This window comes from Pseudomonas sp. NFX15, assembly GCF_049132105.1.
Classification (GTDB): domain Bacteria; phylum Pseudomonadota; class Gammaproteobacteria; order Pseudomonadales; family Pseudomonadaceae; genus Aquipseudomonas.
The window spans coordinates 65,358-81,614 of record NZ_JAFMPV010000005.1 but is presented as its reverse complement, the minus strand read 5'-3'; the positions used below and the strand labels follow the sequence as shown (position 1 = coordinate 81,614).

General features: G+C 59.4%; 19 protein-coding genes. 12 read left to right on the top strand and 7 right to left on the bottom strand.

Features of this window, described 5'->3' with window-relative positions:
• The first annotated feature begins 44 nt into the window (after positions 1–44).
• Positions 45–2,483, top strand: a complete 2,439-nt coding sequence (locus J1D76_RS07380) for a Lon protease family protein (RefSeq protein WP_421137709.1) — start codon at positions 45–47, stop codon at positions 2,481–2,483.
• Positions 2,484–2,537: 54 nt separating this feature from the next.
• Here the strand turns inward: J1D76_RS07380 and J1D76_RS07375 are convergent, their stop codons facing one another.
• Positions 2,538–2,732 carry a hypothetical protein gene (locus tag J1D76_RS07375; protein ID WP_421137708.1) on the bottom strand — a complete coding sequence of 65 codons (195 nt, stop codon included), beginning with the start codon at positions 2,730–2,732 and terminating at the stop codon, positions 2,538–2,540.
• Positions 2,733–2,793: 61 nt separating this feature from the next.
• Here J1D76_RS07375 and J1D76_RS07370 point away from each other — a divergent pair, with 61 nt between their 5' ends.
• Positions 2,794–3,135 (top strand): hypothetical protein, encoded by a 342-nt coding sequence (locus tag J1D76_RS07370; RefSeq protein WP_421137707.1) that lies wholly within the window; start codon positions 2,794–2,796, stop codon positions 3,133–3,135.
• 6 nt (positions 3,136–3,141) lie between these two features.
• On the opposite strand, the gene J1D76_RS07365 is transcribed toward J1D76_RS07370, so the two are convergent.
• Positions 3,142–4,971: a hypothetical protein gene (locus J1D76_RS07365; RefSeq protein ID WP_421137706.1), complete on the bottom strand. Its 1,830-nt coding sequence runs from the start codon at positions 4,969–4,971 to the stop codon at positions 3,142–3,144.
• 158 nt (positions 4,972–5,129) lie between these two features.
• Here J1D76_RS07365 and J1D76_RS07360 point away from each other — a divergent pair, with 158 nt between their 5' ends.
• The 3 genes from J1D76_RS07360 to J1D76_RS07350 all read left to right on the top strand — a co-directional run bounded on the left by J1D76_RS07360 (position 5,130) and on the right by J1D76_RS07350 (position 6,847).
• On the top strand, positions 5,130–5,618 hold the full coding sequence (locus J1D76_RS07360) for a TIGR00645 family protein (RefSeq protein WP_421137705.1): 489 nt from the start codon (positions 5,130–5,132) through the stop codon (positions 5,616–5,618).
• Between the two features lie 200 nt (positions 5,619–5,818).
• Positions 5,819–6,109, top strand: coding sequence for a DUF6482 family protein (locus J1D76_RS07355; protein WP_421137704.1), 291 nt, complete (start codon positions 5,819–5,821; stop codon positions 6,107–6,109).
• Between the two features lie 120 nt (positions 6,110–6,229).
• Positions 6,230–6,847, top strand: coding sequence for an FKBP-type peptidyl-prolyl cis-trans isomerase (locus J1D76_RS07350; protein WP_421137703.1), 618 nt, complete (start codon positions 6,230–6,232; stop codon positions 6,845–6,847).
• A gap of 118 nt (positions 6,848–6,965) precedes the next feature.
• Here the strand turns inward: J1D76_RS07350 and J1D76_RS07345 are convergent, their stop codons facing one another.
• The 3 genes from J1D76_RS07345 to J1D76_RS07335 form a co-directional block, all read right to left on the bottom strand.
• Complete coding sequence (locus J1D76_RS07345) at positions 6,966–7,223, bottom strand: hypothetical protein (protein ID WP_421137702.1); 258 nt, start codon at positions 7,221–7,223, stop codon at positions 6,966–6,968.
• Positions 7,224–7,427: 204 nt separating this feature from the next.
• On the bottom strand, positions 7,428–7,769 hold the full coding sequence (locus J1D76_RS07340) for a zinc ribbon domain-containing protein YjdM (RefSeq protein WP_421137701.1): 342 nt from the start codon (positions 7,767–7,769) through the stop codon (positions 7,428–7,430).
• 190 nt (positions 7,770–7,959) lie between these two features.
• Positions 7,960–8,928: a polyprenyl synthetase family protein gene (locus J1D76_RS07335; protein WP_421137700.1), complete on the bottom strand. Its 969-nt coding sequence runs from the start codon at positions 8,926–8,928 to the stop codon at positions 7,960–7,962.
• Between the two features lie 240 nt (positions 8,929–9,168).
• Here J1D76_RS07335 and rplU point away from each other — a divergent pair, with 240 nt between their 5' ends.
• The 5 genes from rplU to J1D76_RS07310 all read left to right on the top strand — a co-directional run bounded on the left by rplU (position 9,169) and on the right by J1D76_RS07310 (position 12,928).
• The gene (gene rplU / locus J1D76_RS07330; RefSeq protein ID WP_007950961.1) at positions 9,169–9,483 is read left to right on the top strand and encodes a 50S ribosomal protein L21; all 315 of its coding nucleotides are present in this window, start codon (positions 9,169–9,171) and stop codon (positions 9,481–9,483) included.
• Between the two features lie 35 nt (positions 9,484–9,518).
• Positions 9,519–9,776, top strand: a complete 258-nt coding sequence (gene rpmA / locus J1D76_RS07325) for a 50S ribosomal protein L27 (RefSeq protein WP_003176049.1) — start codon at positions 9,519–9,521, stop codon at positions 9,774–9,776.
• 195 nt (positions 9,777–9,971) lie between these two features.
• Positions 9,972–11,195: an Obg family GTPase CgtA gene (gene cgtA / locus J1D76_RS07320; RefSeq protein WP_421137699.1), complete on the top strand. Its 1,224-nt coding sequence runs from the start codon at positions 9,972–9,974 to the stop codon at positions 11,193–11,195.
• 137 nt (positions 11,196–11,332) lie between these two features.
• On the top strand, positions 11,333–12,451 hold the full coding sequence (proB, locus tag J1D76_RS07315; RefSeq protein ID WP_421137850.1) for a glutamate 5-kinase: 1,119 nt from the start codon (positions 11,333–11,335) through the stop codon (positions 12,449–12,451).
• 12 nt (positions 12,452–12,463) lie between these two features.
• Positions 12,464–12,928, top strand: coding sequence for a CreA family protein (locus tag J1D76_RS07310; protein WP_421137698.1), 465 nt, complete (start codon positions 12,464–12,466; stop codon positions 12,926–12,928).
• Positions 12,929–13,119: 191 nt separating this feature from the next.
• On the opposite strand, the gene rpsT is transcribed toward J1D76_RS07310, so the two are convergent.
• The gene (rpsT, locus tag J1D76_RS07305; protein WP_007970922.1) at positions 13,120–13,398 is read right to left on the bottom strand and encodes a 30S ribosomal protein S20; all 279 of its coding nucleotides are present in this window, start codon (positions 13,396–13,398) and stop codon (positions 13,120–13,122) included.
• Between the two features lie 252 nt (positions 13,399–13,650).
• Between rpsT and murJ the strand changes: the two genes are divergently transcribed.
• Positions 13,651–15,189, top strand: coding sequence for a murein biosynthesis integral membrane protein MurJ (murJ, locus tag J1D76_RS07300; protein ID WP_421137697.1), 1,539 nt, complete (start codon positions 13,651–13,653; stop codon positions 15,187–15,189).
• 3 nt (positions 15,190–15,192) lie between these two features.
• On the opposite strand, the gene J1D76_RS07295 is transcribed toward murJ, so the two are convergent.
• Positions 15,193–15,411 (bottom strand): hypothetical protein, encoded by a 219-nt coding sequence (locus J1D76_RS07295; RefSeq protein WP_421137854.1) that lies wholly within the window; start codon positions 15,409–15,411, stop codon positions 15,193–15,195.
• Here J1D76_RS07295 and ribF point away from each other — a divergent pair.
• Positions 15,319–16,257 (top strand): bifunctional riboflavin kinase/FAD synthetase, encoded by a 939-nt coding sequence (gene ribF / locus J1D76_RS07290; protein ID WP_421137696.1) that lies wholly within the window; start codon positions 15,319–15,321, stop codon positions 16,255–16,257. The genes J1D76_RS07295 and ribF overlap by 93 nt on opposite strands.

Here is a 16,257-nt window from a genome sequence, read left to right as displayed (position 1 = left end):
CCAGAATGCTGCCATCTGCCCCGCCTGATTGTTAAGGAAGCCCGATGCCTGATCCTGTTGCTGCCAGCTTGCGTCTCGCGCCCGAAGCGCTGACCCGTCCGTTTTCCGCTGAACAGTTCAGCTTCTCTACCACCAATGATCTGGAGCCCTTTCGCGGTGTGCTTGGCCAGGAACGTGCGGTCGAAGCCTTGCAGTTCGGTGTGGCCATGCCACGCCCCGGTTACAACGTATTTGTCATGGGTGAGCCAGGCACCGGCCGGTTCTCCTTCGTCAAACGCTACCTCAAGGCCGAAGGCAAACGCCTGCAGACCCCGGCGGACTGGGTCTACGTCAACAATTTCGACGAGCCACGCGAGCCGCGTGCACTGGAATTGCCATCGGGCAGCGCCGGGGCTTTCATCGGTGACATCAACGGTTTGATCGACAACCTGCTGGCGACCTTTCCGGCCGTTTTCGAGCATCCGTCCTACCAGCAAAAGAAAAGCGGCATCGACCGCGCCTTCAACCAGCGCTACGACAAGGCCCTGGACATCATCGAGCGTCTGGCGCTGGAAAAGGACGTCGCGCTCTACCGTGACGCCAGCAACATTGCCTTCACCCCGATGAGTGATGGCAAGGCGCTGGATGAAGCTGAATTCGCCCAGTTGCCGGAGGCAGAGCGAGAGCGCTTTCACGAGGACATTTCGGCACTGGAGGAGCGCCTGAACGAAGAGCTCGCCAGCCTGCCGCAATGGAAGCGCGAGTCGAGCAATCAGTTGCGCAACCTCAACGAAGAAACCATCACCCTGGCCTTGCAGCCGCTGCTGTCACCGTTGTCGGAGAAGTACGCCGAGAACGCCGCGGTGTGTGGCTACCTGCAAGCCATGCAGGTGTATCTGCTCAAGACCGTGGTCGAGCAATTGGTGGATGACAGCAAGACTGACGCCATCGCCCGCAAGTTGCTGGAAGAGCAATACGCGCCGAGCCTGGTGGTCGGACATTCGGCCAGCGGCGGTGCGCCGGTGGTGTTCGAGCCGCACCCGACCTACGAAAACCTGTTCGGTCGCATTGAATACAGCACCGATCAGGGCGCGCTGTACACCACCTATCGTCAACTGCGGCCGGGCGCCTTGCACCGGGCCAATGGCGGTTTCCTGATCCTTGAAGCCGACAAAATGCTCAGCGAGCCGTTCGTGTGGGACGCGCTCAAGCGTGCCCTGCAATCGCGCAAGCTGAAAATGGAGTCGCCACTGGGTGAGCTGGGTCGCTTGGCCACCGTGACCCTCACGCCGCAGCACATTCCGTTGCAGGTCAAGGTCATCATCATCGGTGCCCGTCAGCTGTATTACACGCTGCAAGACCTCGATCCGGACTTCCAGGAGATGTTCCGCGTCCTGGTGGATTTCGATGAAGACATCCCGATGGTCGACGAGAGCCTGGAGCAGTTCGCCCAGTTGCTCAAGACCCGGACTTCCGAAGAAGGCATGGCACCGCTGACCGCCGACGCGGTGGCGCGCCTGGCGACCTACAGTGCGCGCCTGGCTGAGCACCAGGGGCGCTTGTCGGCGCGCATCGGCGATTTGTTCCAACTGGTCAGCGAGGCGGACTTCATCCGCCACCTGGCCGGTGATGAAATGACCGACGCCGGGCACATCGAACGGGCACTCAAGGCCAAGGCCACGCGCACCGGTCGGGTATCGGCGCGGATTCTCGACGACATGCTGGCCGGGATCATCCTGATCGACACCGATGGCGCCGCTGTCGGCAAGTGCAATGGCCTGACGGTACTGGAAGTCGGCGATTCGGCCTTTGGTGTGCCGGCGCGGATTTCCGCCACGGTGTACCCGGGCGGCAGCGGTATCGTCGACATCGAGCGTGAGGTCAACCTCGGTCAGCCGATCCACTCCAAGGGCGTAATGATCCTCACCGGGTACCTGGGCAGCCGTTATGCCCAGGAATTCCCGCTGGCGATTTCCGCAAGCATTGCCCTGGAGCAGTCTTACGGTTACGTCGATGGCGACAGCGCGTCCTTGGGCGAGGCCTGCACGCTGATCTCGGCCTTGTCGAAAACTCCGCTCAAGCAGTGCTTTGCCATCACCGGCTCGATCAACCAGTTCGGCGAAGTGCAGGCGGTGGGTGGGGTCAACGAGAAAATCGAGGGCTTCTTCCGCCTGTGCGAAGCCCGCGGTTTGACCGGCGAGCAGGGCGCGATCATTCCGCACGCCAACGTCGCCACGCTGATGCTCGACGAGAAAGTGCTGGCGGCGGTTCGCGCCGGGCAGTTCCATGTCTACGCGGTCCGCCAGGCTGACGAAGCCTTGAGCTTGCTGGTCGGCGAACCGGCCGGCGAGCCGGACGAGAATGGCGAGTTCCCTGAAGGCAGCGTCAACGCACGGGTGGTGGAACGCCTGCGGGTTATCGCGGAAATGATCAGCGAAGATGACCTGAAGGAAGCCGAGAAGGAGTTGGCACAAGAGGCGCTGGCCGAAACCAAACCGGCCTGACATTGATTCACGCTGCTCTACCGTAGGAGCGGGCCTGCTCGCGATTGCGGCCTTTCAGCCGACATTTTTGTTGGCAGGGATGCCGCTTTCGCAGGCAAGCCAGCGCCTACAGTTTTTGGGGTGAACGTCGAAAAGCGTCGTCGAAATGACGTCAATATTCACACTATGACCGCTCGGCGCCTGCTGGTCTCGCCTGGCTTTCAGGGCAGACTTTTCTTCTATTCTCAGCTCAGGGATATCGACAGTCATCACAGGATCGAAACAGCCTTCACATGGGGGCTGAATACCGGATCTACCGAGGGTCGCCGCCATGTCGCGCAACCTCTGCCTCACCCGTCAATGCCTGGGCCTTGTGACCCGAATCGAATGTGCCATTCGCCCACTGGCGGGCGACACCGGCATGTGGACGCTGCTGTTCGCCGCCGGAATGGCCGGTGAACAACCTTCGGCCATCAAGGCCCAAGGACCTTTTCATGGTCCGTTCGCGGCTGAAACGATCCTCGACACCATTGTTGAAAGCCTGACCCTGCACGGCTACGAGTTGGCCGATGACCCGCAAATCTGGTGCCTGCACCTGCAAGCCCAGCTGCGGGAAATCAACGGCGGGCGCTGTCGCAACGTCGGCGGTTTCGAGTTTCGGCCCGAGCACTGAGTCGCACTATTGATCAAGGCGTGTGATGTCGGCCTTGTCCAGTTTGACCTCGAAGCCGTATTGCACGGTGGCGAGGTCAGTGCGCTGATAGGTTTCCAGGCGCGTTGGCTGTCCGTAGAAATAATGCACGGCAAACTGCGGCGGACCTTGCGCGCTCGCGTCATGACTGACCGATAGAATCTCCTTCAAGTAATTGCCGCTGTCGTCCTTGGCGTAAAAGCGCCAGTCCTGGGCGGGAAAGGCCTTCAGGTCCACCACCAACGCGTTGTCTTTGAGCTCGAGGCCCTTGGGCAGTTGCCGGGCGTCGACGGTTTGCTTGTCGACCGTGGACAGGAACAGTGGCATTGAGCCGACCGCGTAGGCCGGGGTTTCCGGAAACAGATTGAGGTCGTAAGTGATCGTGCCGCGCAGGGGATCGACCTGGTACGCCTCGGGTGGCAGTTCGATTGGCTCGTCGCGTTTGCCTGCGGTGTCTTCGGTGAAAAAACTCACCGGACTTTCGCCGGGGCTGAAGGAGGTGCCGAGCAGTTCATCGTTGAAGCTGCGCAGATGGCTGAATTCGATTCGCGCCGCGCTGGGGTCTTCGACCGATTGAGTGATGCTGACGTTCTTTTGCAGCTGTTCCTCGGTTAACGTCGCCCCTTTGAGCCAGTTGGGCGCCTGGTCGTCATAGACCACCACCGGCAGGTTCAAGGGCTGGATGGTTTTACTCGTTGTTTCGGCATCGAAGCGGCGGACCGGCAAGTCGAGGTCTTTGCGGGTGACGGTCGCGGCGGAAAAATCCAGCAGGCTGACTTCGAGGGTTTCGATTGTGCCGTTGAAGTACACCTTCGAATAACGACGGGCTTGCTGCTTCTCAAAGGTCCGTTGTTCCTGGTCGAGCTGTTTTTCCAGGTCTGCGCTCCAGGTCTTTTGCTGCTGCATCTTGGTCAGTTGCTGTTGATAGAAGGCAATTTGAGCGGCAGATTCGTTGATCGATCCGGCGCGGGTAATGAATTGACCGGTGCTGTCCCGGGCCTGGACGATCAGCGGGTTCAGCGGTGTGTCACTGACCTCAGGAGCCAGGGGCGCGCTGTTGTTGTATTCGATTTGCGCGTAGTTGTTGGTCAGCTTGAGCAGGGTGACGCTGAGGTTGTCATTGGTACGCGTCTGGCCGACGTCTTTTTTAGTCAGGTCGAAACTGTAGAGCCGGCGTGGTGCAACCACTTCGACCTTGCCTTGCAGGCTGACCGGTTGAGGCTGTTGTTTTCTGTCGATATCCAGGCCTTCGATGAACGGGTAGGCCACGGTCAGGTCATCGGGGTTGGTCAGGTTGGAGCTCGATGGGCTGAGTTGAATGCCCGGGTCGGTTTCAGACCATTCCGGCTGGAACGGGATCACTCGTTTATTGCTCAGGGTGACCGATTGCCATTCCAGGCCATGCGGAAACAGGAACGCGGCTGGAACGCTGAAGGTGAATGGGAACACCGGTTGCAAATCGATCAGGTAGTCGGAGCTGGAGTCCTTTTGCAGGACGAACAGACCGTTGATGTAGGTCTCGACCAGGGCCTGCGGGCTCGCATAGTGCTTGAGCATGGCGAGGGCGTCGTCGCCGTATTCGGTTTCCACCGGTTTACTGTCGAGCTTGAGTTGTGCGCGCTCAAGCAACAGCAGCGAGCCGCCGAGCTCCGACACGGCATCCTTGAGCTTGGGGTCCTGGATGGCGTCCAGCGACTTTTCGAACTGCGCGGTTTTTTCTTCGAGGCTGACCTGGCGCTTTTCTTCGCTGGGTGAGCAGCCACTTAGTAGCAGCACCAGGCAAATCCCGGCACTGGTCAAAGGCAATCGCACATCCATTCCAGTCTTCCTGTCCGATATCACTGAGCAGTCAATGATTTGGACACTAGCAGAAAAACCTTGATACACAGGCGCAGGTGGCGGATTTTTCGACGGTTTCTGGGGAGAACGGGCGACTGATATACTCGCGGCCATTTCCAGTCCACATGTGAGATTCAATGGAACGCTTTATCGAAAATACAATGTACGCCTCGCGCTGGTTGCTGGCGCCGATCTACTTTGGCCTGTCCCTTGGGCTGCTGGCGCTGGCGCTGAAGTTCTTCCAGGAAGTTTTCCACGTCATCCCCAACGTGTTCTCGATGGCCGAATCGGACTTGATCCTGGTGCTGCTGTCGTTGATCGACATGGCGCTGGTGGGCGGTTTGCTGGTGATGGTGATGATTTCCGGCTATGAGAACTTCGTTTCGCAACTGGACATCGACGACTCCAAGGAAAAGCTCAACTGGCTGGGCACCATGGACTCCTCGTCGCTGAAGATGAAGGTCGCCGCGTCGATCGTGGCGATCTCGTCCATTCACCTGCTGCGCATCTTCATGGACGCCAAGAACGTCGATCCCGAGCATTTGAAGTGGTACGTGATCATCCACATGACGTTCGTGGTCTCGGCGTTCGCCATGGGTTACCTGGACAAGCTCACCAAGCACTGAGCCCTACAACCTCTATGGGAGCGTGGCTTGCCCGCGATGGCATCGCCTCGGTTTGTCGATGAATCGCGGTGACGTTTTCGCGGGCAAGCCGCGCTCCCACAGGATGTATCCAGACAGACGGTGCGATTTGTGGCTTGTGCTTTAACGCGCCGAGGCATATCCCTGTAGGGTGTTGGTTCGCCACTGCATGAGGTGCGTCCATGAACCTGCAAGAGCTGAATGCTTACGCCATCGCCGGGAAAGTCGATGAGCTGAATCTGATCTCGATGGAAGGGGGCATCTACCTGCTGGAAGCGCGGATGCATGGTGCTCCGTATCCATTGAGTGATGCCCATGGGCACATGATGAGCCTGCGTTCGGTCGAGCATGCCCGTGATGTGTTGCGCTCCTTTCCCAAGCTGCATTTCAACCTGGTGCACACCGTCGTGCATGACGAAATGTGCGGGCTGGTGGCCGATGTGGAGCAAAGCCTGAAGGTGCCGATCGCCTGACGTCCCTCATCAATGCCATGACATCTGTGCTAGTCTGCTGGCCCTTTTGGTTCCGGGCGCTCCGGGACGCGCTGTGCACGCACGGCAAGTTCCGGGCCGTCCGCACAGCGGAGCAGTGTCATGTCCGAAGTAAATCTGTCCACCGACGAAACCCGCGTCAGCTACGGTATCGGCCGTCAGCTGGGCGACCAACTGCGCGACAACCCGCCACCGGGCGTTAGCCTGGACGCGATCCTGGCTGGCCTGACCGATGCGTTCGCCGGCAAGCCAAGCCGTGTGGGTCAGGAAGAAATGTCCGCCAGCTTCAAGGTCATCCGCGAAATCATGCAAGCCGAAGCTGCAGCCAAGGCTGAAGCGGCCGCTGGCGAAGGCCTGGCTTTCCTGGCGGAAAACGCCAAGCGTGAAGGCATCACCGCCCTGGCGTCCGGCCTTCAGTTCGAAGTGCTGACCGCTGGCGAAGGCGCCAAGCCATCCCGTGAAGACACCGTGCGTACCCACTACCACGGCACCCTGATCGACGGCACTGTGTTCGACAGCTCCTACGAGCGCGGCGAGCCTGCAGAATTCCCGGTTGGCGGCGTGATCGCCGGCTGGACCGAAGCCCTGCAACTGATGAACGCCGGCAGCAAGTGGCGCCTGTACGTGCCGAGCGAACTGGCTTACGGCGCTCAAGGCGTTGGCAGCATCCCGCCGCACAGCGTACTGGTGTTCGACGTCGAACTGCTCGACGTTCTGTAATACCTGTTGATTACCTGTAGGAGCGAGCCTGCTCGCGAAAGCGTTTGTTCAGTCGATTGAACAGTTGCCTGATGCACCGCTTTCGCCGGCAAGCCAGCTCCTACAGTTTTAGTGGTTTTCATATTTCGATCTTGTGCTGCAGGTCACTGTGCGGGCGCAACGCCCGGGCGTAGCAGAACAGAAACAGATTTCGCACCAGCTCCTTGAGCACCACCGGTTCACTGGAACTCAGGCCGCTGACGTCCAGGTCACCCTGGTCCTGCAATTCGCTCAAGGCTTCCTCTTCCAGCACGGCACAGACTTCCCCGGTTTCCCGGTGCAGGATCCTGAGGTAGGGGTGTGGGCGGTCCAGCCAGGCATCGATCAGATACGTCATGGTTCTCATCTCCATTTGAATGCTTGATGAGAATAATTATTATTCAGGAAATGGCAAGGGCCTATTGGCCGATTGCGCTTTTTTGCGGGTAAAGATTGCGTCAGGTCAACGCGACTGGCATTTGGCTATTGGGAGGATTTGCGGGGCGGGGCTGGGCGGGGAGGTGCCATCCCACGCCGGGGCGCGGGATGGCGGACAACAGCTTCAGACTTTTCTGACGAACTCGGATTTGAGTTTCATCGGGCCGATGCCGTCGATCTTGCAATCGATGTCATGGTCGCCATCGCACAGGCGGATGTTCTTGACCTTGGTGCCGACCTTGACCACCAAAGACGTGCCCTTGACCTTGAGGTCCTTGATCACGGTGATGGTGTCGCCATCCTGCAGCACATTGCCGACCGAATCCTTTTTCACCGCGTCATCGGAGGCCGTTTCGGCTTCACCATTCACGGACCATTCGTGCGCGCACTCGGGGCAGATCAACTGGGCGCCGTCTTCGTAGGTGTATTCGCAATTGCATTTCGGGCAGGGTGGCAACGTGCTCACTAAGGCTCCTTGGATTCAGGATCGCTAAAAAGCGCACATTGTATAGGGTTTTAGGCGGGAGAGGGGCGGATGCTTGCCGTCGAACGCTGCGGTGTCGCTTTCCTGTAGGAGCCGGCTTGCCGGCGAACCAGGCGATGCGGGGTGTCTGAAACACCGCCTTCGCTGGCAAGCCAGCTCCTACAGAGGCGTATCAATGGGTACGCGCAACCGCGAATTCGCTCAGTTCAACCAGTGCATCGCGGTATTCGCTGGCCGGCAGCGCTTCGAGGCACTTGATCGCGCGGGCCACGTAATCGCGGGCCAGTTGCGCGGTGTACTCCAGCGAGCCCGAAGCTTCCACGGCTTCGCGGATGCTTTCCAGGTCTTCGATGCCGCCTTTCTGGATCGCCTTGCGCACCAGGGCGGCCTGTTCCGGCGTACCTTCGCGCATGGTGTAGATCAGCGGCAGGGTCGGCTTGCCTTCGGCGAGATCGTCACCGACGTTCTTGCCCAGGGTTTGGGCGTCACCTTTGTAATCGAGCAGGTCGTCGACCAATTGGAACGCCACGCCGAGGTGATCGCCGAACGTACGTAGGGCTTCAGCCTGTTCCGGCGTTGCTTCGCACAGGGCTGCGGCACTGTGGGTCGAGGCTTCGAAGAGCATCGCGGTCTTGCCGCGGATCACTTCCATGTAGGTTTCTTCGGTGGTGCTGGCGTCGCGCACCTTCGACAGCTGCAACACCTCGCCTTCGGCGATGATGCGCGTGGCTTGCGAAAGGATTTTCATGACCGGCATGGAGCCCAGTTCGACCATCATTTCGAAAGAACGCGAATACAGGAAGTCGCCGACCAGTACGCTGGGCGCGTTGCCCCACATGGCGTTGGCGGTCGAGCGGCCACGGCGCATGCCGGACATGTCGACCACGTCGTCATGCAGCAGGGTCGCGGTGTGCAGGAATTCGATGGTGGCGGCCAGCAGACGCAGTTCGTCGCCTTCTCGTCCCAAAGCCTTGCCACACAGCAACACTAATAAAGGACGCAGGCGTTTACCGCCGGCCGAGGTGATGTAATCGCCGATTTTCGATACCAGCGGCACTCGGGAAGTCAGCTGCTTCTTGATGATGCCGTCGACGGCGCTAAAATCGTCCGCCACCGCGCGGTAGAAAGCTTGGGGTTGCATCAGCGACAGTTGCTCCAGAAGGGTTGCGCGGCATGCTAGGACCCACGCCAGCAGGTGTCAAGGCGCGATGGACGGCCCCTTGCAAGGCAAGCGTGGCTTGCGTACAATCGCGCACCCTGAACTTCCTGGGCAGCACCTGCCTTACGCAATTGCAAGCGGGCCTTCCAGCCCCATGCAGCCATGCCAGCCAATACCTCTTCTTATAAAGAGCTGGGTGAGCAGGATTATCGGAGAAATACCATGTCTTATGCAGTAATCGTTACTGGCGGCAAGCAGTACAAAGTCGCCCCAGGTGAATACCTGAAGATCGAAAAACTGGAAGTCGCTACCGGCGAATCCGTTACCTTTGATCGCGTTCTGTTGGTTGCCAACGGTGACGACGTGAATATCGGCGCTCCAGTTGTTGCTGGCGCTACCGTTGTGGCTGAAGTGATCTCCCAAGGTCGTCACGATAAAGTCCGCATCATCAAGTTCCGTCGTCGTAAGCACCACATGAAGCGTATGGGCCACCGCCAGTGGTACACCGAGATCAAAATCACCGGTATTCAGGCTTAATTTCAGCCTAATTCCTCACTAGGAGAATTGAACTCATGGCACACAAAAAAGCTGGTGGTAGTACCCGTAACGGTCGCGACTCAGAAGCCAAACGCCTTGGCGTGAAGATGTATGGCGGCCAGAAAATCATTCCGGGCAACATCATCGTGCGTCAGCGCGGCACCCAATTCCACGCCGGTTACGGTGTTGGCATGGGTAAGGATCACACCCTCTTCGCTAAAATCGAAGGCGTGATCAAGTTTGAAGTAAAAGGCGCGTTCAACCGCCGTTACGTGAGCGTTGTCGCCGCTTAATTGCGCGATCGCTGGAAAAGCCCTGTCTCGCGACGGGGCTTTTTCGTTTGTGGGGTGAGTCTCTTGCAAAGCTGTTTGTATGGGCTGTCGGCGTACGATGTAGGTGTCGTGGTTTGGGGTCGCTGCGCTCATTTTTGCAAGAGTCTTATGTCTTGATTGTTTTTCGGCTCGTCCGTATGGCGAGAGGCGTTTGTTATGAAGTTTGTTGATGAAGTATCGATCCGCGTAAAGGCCGGCGATGGCGGCAATGGCGCCATGAGTTTCCGTCGGGAAAAGTTTATCGAGAACGGTGGTCCTAACGGCGGTGATGGTGGTGACGGCGGTTCCATCTACATGATGGCCGACGAAAACCTGAACACCCTGGTCGACTACCGTTACACCCGGCACTTCGATGCCGAGCGTGGCTCCAACGGCGGCAGCACCGACTGCACCGGCAAGAAGGGTGAAGACCTGATCCTGCGCGTGCCGGTCGGCACCACGGTGATCGACTCCGCCACTCAGGAAGTCATCGGCGACCTGACCAAGGCTGGTCAGAAATTGATGGTAGTGCAGGGCGGCTGGCACGGCCTTGGCAACACCCGTTTCAAATCCAGTACCAACCGTGCGCCGCGCCAGACCACGCCGGGCAAACCGGGCGAGCAGCGCGACCTGAAGCTGGAAATGAAAGTGCTGGCCGACGTTGGTCTGCTGGGCTTGCCGAACGCCGGTAAAAGTACCTTTATCCGTTCGGTGTCGGCCGCCAAGCCGAAAGTCGCCGACTACCCGTTCACCACGCTGGTGCCGAACCTGGGCGTGGTCAGTGTCGATCGCTGGAAAAGCTTCGTGGTTGCCGACATCCCGGGCCTGATCGAAGGTGCTTCCGACGGTGCCGGCCTGGGGATTCGCTTCCTCAAGCACTTGTCGCGTACGCGCCTGCTGCTGCATCTCGTCGACATGGCGCCACTGGATGAAACCAGCGCGCCGGACGCCGCAGAAGTCATCGTCAGCGAACTGACCAAGTTCAGCCCGTCCCTGGCGGAGCGAGATCGCTGGCTGATCCTGAACAAGTGCGATCAGATTCTGGATGAGGAGCACGATGCTCGCGTCAAGGAAATCGTCGATCGCCTGGAGTGGACGGGTCCGGTTTATGTGATCTCGGCGATTGCCAAGCAGAACACCGAGCGCCTGTGCCACGACATCATGCGTTACCTGGAGGATCGTGCCGATCGCCTGGCCAATGACCCGGCCTACAAGGAAGAGCTGGCCGAACTGGATCAGCGCATCGAAGACGAAGCCCGTGCCCAGTTGCAGGCGCTGGACGATCAGCGTGCCCTGCGTCGCAGTGGCGTGAAGTCGGTCCATGACATCGGCGACGATGATTGGGACGAAGAAGATGTGGATGACGAAGACGGTCCGGAAATCATTTACGTGCGTGACTGATTCGTTGCAGTAAACTTAAGCGCCGCTCAATCGAGCGGCGTTTTAGTATCTGGAAATCGATCGTTGATCACCAATAACCACGAATAACGTCACGGGCAGTGCCAGGTCGCGCTGTCCTCAAGCTAAGGTTGAAGATGATGCGGAGCAAGGTGACAGGTGCGCGGCGTTGGGTCGTGAAGATCGGCAGCGCTTTGCTGACGGCGGACGGCAAGGGCCTGGATCGCGCGGCAATGAGTGTCTGGGTTGAACAGATGGTGGCCTTGCATGAGGCGGGTGTCGAGCTGGTGCTGGTGTCCTCCGGGGCGGTGGCGGCCGGCATGAGCCGTTTGGGTTGGACCTCACGACCCAGTGCGATGCACGAGCTCCAGGCCGCTGCTGCCATTGGCCAGATGGGCTTGGTGCAGGCCTGGGAGTCGAGCTTTGCCGAGCATGGCCGGCATACCGCGCAGATTCTCCTGACCCACGACGACCTGTCCGATCGCAAGCGCTACCTGAATGCCCGCAGCACCCTGCGCGCACTGGTCGAGCTGAAAGTCATTCCGGTCATCAACGAGAACGACACCGTGGTCACCGACGAAATCCGTTTCGGCGACAACGATACCCTGGCGGCGTTGGTGGCCAACCTGGTCGAAGCGGATTTGCTGGTGATCCTCACGGATCGCGACGGCATGTTCGACGCCGATCCGCGCAACAATCCGGACGCCCAACTGATCTACGAAGCGCGTGCCGATGATCCGGCGCTCGATGCAGTGGCCGGTGGCACGGGTGGTGCGCTGGGTCGAGGTGGCATGCAGACCAAGCTGCGCGCGGCGCGTCTGGCGGCCCGTTCCGGGGCTCACACCATCATCGTCGGTGGGCGGCTGGAGCGCGTGCTGGATCGCCTCAAGGCAGGCGAGCGCATCGGCACCTTGCTGTCGCCAGAGCGGGGCATGCTGGCGGCACGCAAGCAGTGGCTGGCCGGTCATCTGCAAACCCGTGGCACCCTGGTGCTGGATGCGGGCGCGGTGAATGCGTTGTCCCAGGGCAACAAAAGCTTGCTGCCGGTCGGGGTCAAGTTGGTGCAGGGTAGTTTCCGCCGCGGCGAGATGGTGGTGTGCGTGGCGCCGGACGGTCGTGAGATTGCCCGTGGCCTGGCTAATTACAGCGCGCTGGAAGCGCAAAAAATCATCGGTCAGTCGTCTGAGGCGATTGTCAGTCTGTTGGGTTACATGGCAGAACCTGAACTGGTTCACCGCGATAACCTGATCCTGGTCTGAAGGAATACCTGAATGCGCGTGGCAAAAGGATTGTTGGGGCTGCTGCTGGCGATGCCGCTGCTGGCTTCGGCCGAAGAGATTGGCCAGGTTTCGACGGTGTTCAAGTTCGTTGGGCCGAACGACCGCATTGTGGTCGAAGCGTTTGATGATCCCAAGGTTGACGGTGTGACCTGCTACCTGTCACGCGCCAAGACTGGCGGAGTTAAGGGCGGCTTGGGCTTGGCCGAGGATCGTGCCGAGGCGTCCATCGCCTGCCGGCAGGTCGGGCCGATCAGCTTCAAGGGTGAGCTCAAGGATGGCGACGAAGTGTTCAAGGAGCGCACCTCGCTGGTGTTCAAGACCATGCAGGTAGTGCGCTTCCTCGACAAGAAGCGCAATACGCTGGTGTACCTGGTGTATAGCGATCGGTTGATCGAGGGCAGTCCGCAGAATGCGGTGACGGCGATTCCGATCTTGCCGTGGCCGCACGCTCAATAGCCTGATGTAAATCGAACTGTAGGAGCGAGCTTGCTCGCGAAGGTCGTCAACGATAATGCGCGTCTCCTGTAGAGGCGGGGTATCCTTGGGTTCTTCGCGAGCAAGCTCGCTCCTACAGCTTTTTGTGTGCTCATCAAATCGCAAGCAATAAAAAACCGACCCTGAGGTCGGTTTTTTAATGAACGCGTCGCTTAGGCAGCAGCGGCAACGTTCAGGGCCTTAACGTGGCCATTCAGGCGGCTCTTATGACGAGCGGCCTTGTTCTTGTGGATGATGCCTTTATCGGCCATGCGGTCGATAACTGGCACAGCCAGAACGTATGCAGCTTGTGCTTTAGCAGCGTCTTTTGCGTCGATGGCCTTAACTACATTCTTGATGTAGGTACGAACCATGGAACGCAGGCTGGCGTTGTGGCTGCGACGCTTCTCAGCCTGTTTTGCACGTTTTTTGGCGGAAGGTGAGTTGGCCACCGTCGAGCTCCTCGAAAGACTTTTTAGGAAATAGCAAACAAAATAGGCCGCGAATCATGCCGATGAAGAGAAGTCTTGTCAAGGGCGCTTGAAACGTTCCGCTAAGTGGTAGGTATGAAGAGGCGGGATATTTATTTCCGGCGCTTGACCTGTAAACTCGCGAGCTTTGGCTCTGTGCTGTTGCGGCGCGGAGTATCGCACAAGTAGGCGCATTGTTCGCCTGCTGTTTATCGACAGGCACAAACTCTTTCCATGAATCTGCTCAAATCGTTGGCCGCCGTCAGCTCTATCACGATGCTTTCCCGGATTCTGGGGTTTGTTCGAGACACGCTCATTGCGCGCACATTCGGCGCGGGAATGGCGACCGACGCCTTCTTCATCGCGTTCAAATTGCCCAATCTGCTGCGGCGGATCTTTGCCGAAGGGGCGTTTTCCCAGGCATTCGTGCCGATTCTTGCCGAATATAAAAGCCAGAAGGGCGAAGAGGCGACGCGAACCTTCATCGCCTACGTCTCGGGCCTGCTGACGCTGGTGCTGGCGCTGGTGACCGTGCTCGGCATGATCGCTGCGCCGTGGGTTATCTGGATCACTGCACCGGGTTTTACCAATACGCCGGAAAAATTCGAACTGACCTCCAGCCTGTTGCGGGTGACGTTTCCGTACATCCTGCTGATTTCCCTGTCGTCGCTGGCCGGCGCGATCCTCAACACCTGGAACCGCTTTTCGGTGCCGGCCTTCGTGCCGACCCTGCTCAACGTCAGCATGATCATCTTTGCGCTATTCCTGACACCGTACTTCAATCCCCCGGTGATGGCGCTCGGCTGGGCGGTCCTGGCCGGTGGCCTGGCGCAGTTGCTCTATCAGCTGCCGCACCTGAAAAAGATCGGCATGCTGGTGCTGCCGCGCCTGAACCTGCGCGACACCGGCGTCTGGCGTGTCATGAAACAAATGCTACCCGCAATCCTCGGCGTCTCGGTGAGCCAGATTTCGCTGATCATCAACACCATTTTCGCGTCGTTCCTGGTCGCAGGTTCAGTGTCATGGATGTATTACGCCGACCGTCTGATGGAGTTGCCGTCCGGTGTCTTGGGCGTGGCGCTGGGCACGATCCTGCTGCCAACGCTGGCCAAGACCTATGCCAACAAGGATCGCCACGAGTATTCGCGGATCCTCGATTGGGGCCTGCGCCTGTGCTTTGTGCTGGTACTACCGTGTTCGCTGGCGCTGGGAATCCTGGCGGAGCCGCTCACCGTTTCGTTGTTCCAGTACGGTCAGTTCGATGCCTTTGATGCTTCGATGACCCAGCGTGCGCTGGTCGCCTATTCCGTCGGTTTGCTCGGGATTATTGTGATCAAGGTGCTGGCGCCGGGCTTTTATGCGCAACAAAACATTCGTACCCCAGTGAAAATCGCCATTTTCACCCTGGTGGTCACCCAGCTGTTCAACCTGATCCTCATCGGGCCGCTGGCGCATGCGGGCCTGGCGTTGGCGATCAGTGCCGGTGCCAGCATTAATGCGGGGCTGTTGTTCTATCAACTGCGCAAGCAGCAGATGTACCAGCCGCAACCGGGCTGGGCGAAGTTCGCTTTCAAGTTGCTGGTCGCTGTTGCCGTGCTGTCCGCGGTACTGCTGGGGCTGATGCATTTCATGCCGGCCTGGGACCAGGGGCATATGCTTGAGCGCTTCCTGCGTCTGGGGGCGTTGGTCGCGGCGGGTGTGGTGGCTTATTTCGGCATGTTAGTGTTGATGGGCTTCCGTTTGCGCGACTTCAATCGCAAGGCGTTGGGCTGAGGTTTAGGCCTCGATAAGCACGGGCGGGCCGACGGTTTTGTCGGCCCGATCACTTTGGGTTACGGTGTTGCCTGTCGTCGGCCGCCGGGTGTGGTTATAATCGACCACTTTATGAGCAAGAAGCGCGTTATGCAGCTGGTTCGAGGCCTCCACAATCTGCGCCCCCAGCATCGGGGCTGTGTCGCCACTATTGGCAACTTTGACGGTGTTCACCGTGGCCACCAGGCTATCCTGGCGCGGCTGCGTGAGCGTGCGCTCGAGTTGGGCGTGCCCAGCTGCGTGGTGATTTTCGAGCCGCAACCGCGCGAGTTTTTCGCCCCGGACACCGCGCCGGCCCGTCTGGCCCGCTTGCGAGACAAGCTGCAATTGCTGGCTGCCGAAGGCGTTGATCGTGTGCTGTGCCTGGCGTTCAACCAGCGCCTGAGCAAGCTCAGCGCCAGCGAGTTCGTCGATACCATTCTGGTCGATGGCCTGGGTGTGCAGCACTTGGAAGTCGGGGATGACTTCCGTTTTGGCTGCGACCGCGTGGGGGATTTCGACTTCCTGCAACAGGCCGGCGTCCTTCAGGGCTTTACCGTCGAGGCGGCGCAAACCGTCGAGCTGGACGGTGTTCGCGTCAGCAGCACGCAGGTCCGCAATGCCCTGGCCGCCGCGGATTTCGCCCTGGCCGAAAGCCTGCTCGGGCGGCCGTACCGGATCGCCGGTCGCGTATTGCATGGCCAGAAGCTCGCTCGGCAGTTGGGTACGCCCACCGCCAACATACAACTCAAGCGTCGTCGCGTGCCGTTCACCGGGGTTTACCTGGTGGACGTGGAGATCGACGGCAAGACCTGGCCCGGCGTCGCCAACATTGGCGTGCGGCCCACGGTTCAAGGGGATGGCAAAGCCCACCTCGAAGTACACCTTTTAGATTTTGCCGGCGATCTGTATGACCGGCGTTTAACGGTGGTTTTCCACCACAAGCTGCGTGAAGAGCAGCGTTTCGCCTCTCTGGAGGCGCTGAAAACGGCGATCAACGCGGATGTCGCCGCCGCCCGTGCACTAGCCGCACCTAGCGCCCATCGCTAA